Source organism: Corallococcus exercitus, from assembly GCF_003611585.1.
Classification (GTDB): domain Bacteria; phylum Myxococcota; class Myxococcia; order Myxococcales; family Myxococcaceae; genus Corallococcus; species Corallococcus exercitus.
This window is the reverse complement of the sequence record NZ_RAVW01000527.1, coordinates 1-5,981: the sequence shown is the minus strand read 5'-3', so window position 1 is coordinate 5,981 and position 5,981 is coordinate 1. Positions and strand designations below refer to the sequence as shown.

4 protein-coding genes and 1 pseudogene are annotated in these 5,981 nt (G+C 72.0%); all 5 read right to left on the bottom strand.

The annotated features are described in order from the left end of the window. Positions 1-535, bottom strand: a pseudogene (locus tag D7W79_RS37685) (AAA domain-containing protein); the annotation flags it as partial. 66 nt (positions 536-601) lie between these two features. Continuing rightward, positions 602-1,891 (bottom strand): chitosanase, encoded by a 1,290-nt coding sequence (locus D7W79_RS37680; RefSeq protein ID WP_120530097.1) that lies wholly within the window; start codon positions 1,889-1,891, stop codon positions 602-604. Between the two features lie 66 nt (positions 1,892-1,957). Further along, a complete protein-coding gene (locus tag D7W79_RS37675; RefSeq protein ID WP_120530096.1) occupies positions 1,958-2,827 on the bottom strand; it encodes a hypothetical protein in 870 nt (289 codons plus the stop codon). A gap of 6 nt (positions 2,828-2,833) precedes the next feature. Then, the gene (locus tag D7W79_RS37670) at positions 2,834-3,376 is read right to left on the bottom strand and encodes a DUF350 domain-containing protein (RefSeq protein WP_120530095.1); all 543 of its coding nucleotides are present in this window, start codon (positions 3,374-3,376) and stop codon (positions 2,834-2,836) included. 51 nt (positions 3,377-3,427) lie between these two features. After that, positions 3,428-5,981 (bottom strand): HYR domain-containing protein (locus D7W79_RS37665; protein WP_208729945.1); only part of this gene is annotated, 2,554 nt, incomplete at its 5' end.

Below are 5,981 nucleotides of genomic sequence, written 5' to 3'. Positions count from 1 at the left end.
GGGTGGGGGTGAAGTCCTTCGTGTTGTCGAAGCGCGGGGGCTCGTTGCCCAGGAGCACCTCGCGCTTGTGGCGCTCCTGGCCCTTGTCCATCGCCTTCACGCGCTGGAGGCCCGCGCGCACGCGCTCGTAGGTGACGTCGTTGGGGACGACGTCCAGGCGCAGCAGGCCTTCGGAGATGTACGCGGGCGGCTCGCGGTCGAAGGCGAGCTGGATGCGGGTGGAGGTGGCGCGCGACACGAGCGCCTTCGCCGGGTCCTTCACCTCCGCGCGGCGGGGCAGCACCGCCACGAAGTCGCCGTTGGACAGGCGCGTGGGCAGCCTTCCCCGGTCCGCGCGGGCGAGCGTGAGGAGGATGCGGCCGCCCAGGCCCACCTCCTCCTCGACGGTCTCCAGGTCCAGCACGGACAGGCCCTGCTCCTCGCGCTCGCGCAGGGAGAGCCCCTGGGCAAGCGCGGTCGTGCGGGCCTTCTCGGCCTCGCGCTCCTGGGCGAGGAGCGAGGCGAGCTTGTCGAAGAACGAGACGTCACGGGCCATGGCCCCGGGTCATGCCACCCCGGGGCGCCCGGCGTCACGGCCCGTGTGCGGGACTGTCCTGTCGTCCTACTGGCAGGAGTACGTGTACGAGGCCGGCGTGCTCCAGGTGCCGTCCGGGTTGATGTTGCGCACGGTGTAGCCGCTCGCCGGGTAGGCCGTCGTCCAGCAGTCGCGGGCGCGCACGTCGTTGCGCAGGGCGGTGCCCAGGTCCCAGTTGCCACGGCGACGCTGCTTCTCGTACGCGGCCACGCGGTCCACCGCGTCCACCCAGGTGGAGTCCCCCGCCAGCACGTCGCGGCGCTTCTCCAGGAACTTCTGGAGCCACGCCGTCTCCGTGATGCCGTTGTAGCCAATCACCGGCGCCACCTGGCCGCTGTTGCCCAGGGCGGTGTTGGCCTGGCGGATGAGGTCCTTCATGCCGTCGAAGCCGTGGTTGATGGACGCGTCGTACAGCGCGGCCTTGGTGAGCGCCTGGGTGAGGCCCCACTTGGCGGCCTCGTTGATGGTGGGCGTGTAGTAGAGCGCGTCGCTCACCTGGTCCTGGCACTGCTTGAAGTCCGCCTTCGTGGCGGCGGTGTTGAAGCTGGCCGCCCAGTCCGCCGTCCAGTTGCCCACGGCATCCAGCTCCGCCGTGGACGCCTGGTCCTCGCCGGTGGACAGGAAGCGGTTGTTGATGACGGTGAGGCCGTTCCAGTACTTCGCCAGGCGGTTGCCATTGGCCTCCGTGCGCAGGGCCCGGTAGCACTGCACCACCTGGATGGCGTCGCCCGTGCCGGTGCAGAAGCCCGCGCGCCCGTTGGTGTAGCCGCGCCCGTCGCCGATGTTCTCCGAGTAGGCGTAGTCCAGCGTGGGCGTGTCGTTCTCCCAGATGCTCGTGAGCGCCTCCGCCACCTTCATCTGGTTCGCGGTGAGGCCCGTGCCGCCGGGGGACGTGCCGCCGCAGCTGTCGGACTGGACCTTCACGTTGGCCGCGGTGAAGGACGTGTTGGAGTCCGTGGAGTAGTTGAACGTGTACGACGCGTTCACCGCCACCGTCAGCGACGACGTGCGCGTGAAGGTGCACGTGCGGTTCGACTGCGTGTGCGTCCAGCCGGGTTGATCATCGTCGCACGTCACCCCCGTGGGCACGTCGAGCGCGATGACCGGGTTGGCGATGGCCACCGTGCCCGTGTTCTTGAACACCAGCGTGCCCCAGTAGTTCGGGCCGTCGTACGTATTCGTCGTCACCGAGTGCGTGCACGCCCCCAGCGCCTGCTCCACCCCCACCACCGAGGGGGACTCCGCGTCTCCCGCCGCGCCACAGCCGGTGGCCAGCGCCACCAGCCCCACCGTCATCCACATCCGTGAACGTTCCATGTGCCTGCCTCCATCCGGAAAAAGGACAGAGCAGGAATACAGGCAAATGGCGCGAATCGCCAGCGCTCAGCCGGGGGCGTCCGGCAGCGGCAGCACCCGCCACAGCTGCGGCTTGTCGTACTGCGGAGGAATCATCCCCAGGGGCCAGCCCTCCGCGGTGAGCTCCACGTACTGGTACGCGTGCCCCGCGAAGGAGATGCGGGTGCCGGTGCCGGGCAGCCCCACGCCGATGGCCGCGTGCGCGAGCGCGTCCGAGTAGAGCATCACCGCGTCCACGCCCACCTGCCGCAGCAGCATCAGCGCGAGCACCGCCTTGGAATCGCAGTCGCCCCGGTCCTGCGCGGGCACCAGCGCCGGCGGGACGATGCCGAAGGGCTCGTCGCCGGGCAGCTCGTAGCGGATGCGGCGCACGAAGCCGAGGATGAGCTCGGTGGCCTGCACCGCGTCCAGGTCGCGCTCGCGGATGGAGGTGGCGAAGCGCTCGCCCAGCGCGCGCACCGGCTCCGCGTTGCTGCGCATCAGCTCCGCGTAGATGCAGCGCATGTCCGTGCCGCAGCCCGGCGGCGCCACGTAGGTGAAGCGCTCCGGGCCCATGGCGCGGTAGCGCAGCCGCACGCTGTAGTCGCGGTGCGCCTCTTCCAGTCCGCGCTCCACCGCTTCGCCCAGCCCGTAGGCCAGCTGCTGACGGGCGGGCTCCAGGCCGTCCACGCGCCAGTCATAGGCCTTCGCGCGCTCCGGCGGCGTGTCCTCCGGCACCAGCACCACGCCCAGGTCCTTGCGCGCCTCTTGTGGATCCACCGGGGGGGCCCCTACCTCCGGCCGGGGCGCCTCCGCGAGCCGCCCCGCGTTCCGCGCCGGCACGCCCTCCCAGCTCATGAGGGCGAGGGCCCCCACTCCCACCAGCGACAGCAGCGTCATTCCGGTGCGCGCGACCATGGTGGCTCAGGCGGGCGCGCGCAGCATGCCGGTGGGGAGCTGCGGGAAGGGGATGAGGCCGTTGAGCGCGGCCTGGAGGCCGGGCGCGGTGAGCAGCGCGATGACCAGCAGGAAGGCGCACAGGAGGAGCGCGGCGGCGATGTTGCCCTTGCGCACCTCCTCCAGCTCCTCGATGCCGGGCGTCATCTTGTCGAACAGCCGCACGCCCAGGGCGAGCACCGCCACGCCCACCGCGAGCGAGAGCCCCACGTGCACCAGCGCCAGGCCCAGCAACTGGAGCACCGAGACGGCGGACACGGGCGGGTTCTGCACCGCCAGGTCCACCGCGTCACTGGTGGCCTTCAGCGCGTGCTGCACGAGCAGGCCCAGCGACACGAGGCTCGTCGCGTGCACCAGGCCGGCGGCGATGTTGCCCTTGCGCAGCTCCTCCACGGGGTGGCTGTCCAGCAGGCGGCCCAGGCCGCGCATGCTCAGGCCGATGCCGAGCGCGGCCACGAGGCCACCGAGGACGACCTTCACGAGTCCGACGACGAAGAGGCTGAGGTCCATGGGGCGCGAGGGACTGTAGCGGAAGTCCCCCTCGCTGCCATGGCTCTCCGCTCACGCGCGCGGCTTGCCGTCCTTCAGACGGCGGCTGACCGTCCAGGCGAGGGCGAGCAGCGCGGCCCAGCCCACCGCGGACGACGCGTCGCCGCCCACCGAGCAGCCCAGGCCCTGCCGCATGTCGCTCGTCGGGTCGTACTCCACGGTCAGGTGGAAGTTGCAGAGGGACGCGTTGCCGGCCGCGTCGATGGCGGTCACCTGCACCGAGTGCAGGCCCGGCGCGAGCGGCGTGCCCAAGACGGGGCTGTAGGAGACCTCCGCCGCGGAGACCGCGTCCTCGGCGGTGGCGAGCGGGTACTCCGCGCGCGTGCCGGTCATGACCGCGGAGGTCAGCGTCTGGTCCTGGGGGCAGGTGAGCAGGGGCGGCCGCGAGTCGCGCACCCTGACCTGGATCTCACAGGTGGTGCTGTTGCCCGACTCGTCGGTGCTGATGACCTCCACGCGGGTGAGGCCCAGCGGGAACAGGTCGCCGGACGCGTGCGAGCCGCGGACGCTGACCTGGCTGGAGATGGTGTCGGTGGGCGTGGGGGCCGGCCAGTACGCGTGCGCGCCCTCGGGCCCTTCCGCCTCCACGCGGACCTCGCTCACCTTGCAGGCCCCGGTGGGCGCCTGGCCGTCGCGGATGGTGACGGGGAAGGCGCAGGTGCTGACGTTGCCCGACCGGTCCTTCGCCGTCATCGTCACCCGGGTGGTGCCCAGGGGCAGCACGCTGCCGTTCTCCGGGCTGTAGGTGACGAGCACGTCCGGGCTCGTCTCATCCTGGATGTTCGGGGTCGGGTAGTAGAACGTGAGTCCCTGCGGCGAGCGCGTGCCCAGGGTCAGCTCCGTCGGGCAGCCGTTGATGGCGGGCCCCGTCAGGTCCCGCGACGTCATGGAGGTGGCGCAGTACGCGAGCCGGCCCGTGGCGTCCTCGGCCTGATGGATGACCAGGGTGGGCTGGTTGAGCCGCAGCAGGCTGTAGTCCGGATGGGTGGTGCGGATCGTCACCTGGGACGGGGAGCCCACCAGCGCCGGGGTCAGGTTCTGCGTCAGCGTGCCCTCGGGCCGGTTGGAGGCCACGTCCCGGGCGGTGGGGCACACGAAGGTCGGCGGCGCTTCATCCCGCTCCATGCGCCACAGGGCTCGCGGCGTCCACGGGTCCCCGGCCGCCGTCAGCAGCGCGCCCTGGCGCGACACCAGCCCGGTGGCCCGCCCGTACACGCTGCCCGCAGGCAGCCGCGTCAGCCGGGACGTGCCCGCGAGGGTGCCGTCCGTGTGCCACAGCTCGCTCGCGCCCAGGGCCGTCGTCACGATGAAGGCGAGCCCGCCCTCGAACGGCGTGAAGCCGCGCACGGTCTCGAGCCCGGACTCGGTGGGACGTGGGATGCGCACGGTGCCCGCGGCCGTCCCGTCCGTCACCCACAGCGAATCACCGGAGCCGCCGCCCTGGCCCACCAGGAAGACGCGGGGGCCCACCGGGACCAGCGTCACGCCCGGAGGCCCGTCGAGGATGCCCCGGGGCAGCGTCTTCACGGGAAGGGTGCCCCCTTCCGTGCCGTCCGTCCGCCACAGCTCCACGCCGCTGGACGTGCCGCTCACGAGGAAGAGGAGCGTGTTCCCCAGCGCGGTGAAGTGGTGGAGGTTGGGCGTGCCACCCGAGGGCACGAACTCCGCGACCATGACGGTGCCCGCCTCCGTGCCGTCCGACTTCCAGAGGGCGCGGCCGTGCTGGCCGTCCTCGGCGGTGAAGTAGAGGGTGCCGCCCACGGCGGTGAGCTGGAGCGGAACGGAGTGGCCCGTGCCGGGGCGGATGTCGCGCACCAGCGCGGTGCCCGCCCCGGTGCCATCCGTGCGCCACAGCTCCATGCCCTCGGGGCCCTCGGCGACGAAGAAGATGGTGTCGTTCACGCGCACGAAGTTGCCGGGGCGCGACGAGTGGATCCCCGGGAAGATGTCCTTCACGGGCACGGTGCCCGCCTCCGTGCCGTCCGACTTCCAGAGGTCGAACTCCGTCTCGCCCATCCCCGCCGACGAGAAGAGCACCGACTCACCGATGACGAAGACCGGCGCCTGGTAGCCGACGCCATCCAGCCGGCCCGGGTTGAGCTCGCGTGTGACGTGCGTGCCCTCGCGCGTGCCGTCGCTCGTCCACAGCTCGCGGCCCATCCCCGGCGACGACGCGGTGAAGAACAGGCGGTGGGGCGTGGCGCGCAGCGAGGCCGGGTCGACGTGCGTGTCCGGCGGCAGCAGCTCCTCCTGCACGGAGCGGGTGCCCGCGGCCGTCCCGTCCGTCACCCAGAGGTCATGGATCAGCGCACCGCTGGCGCCGGGCAGGACGGCGAGGAAGTACAACCGTCCGTTCAGCTCGGCGGTGACCTGCGAATCCGGCCGGTTCATGTCCGGGTCGAAGCGGGGCTCGGAGGGGAGGTCCACCAGCCGGCGCACGCTCATCGGATCCGGCGTGACGGGCTCACCCTGCGCGAACGCCGGGGCCGCGCCCACCACCAACGACAACGCCGAAAGCCACGCACGACCGCTGACCGTCCCCATGCCCGCCCCTCCCACGCCCGCC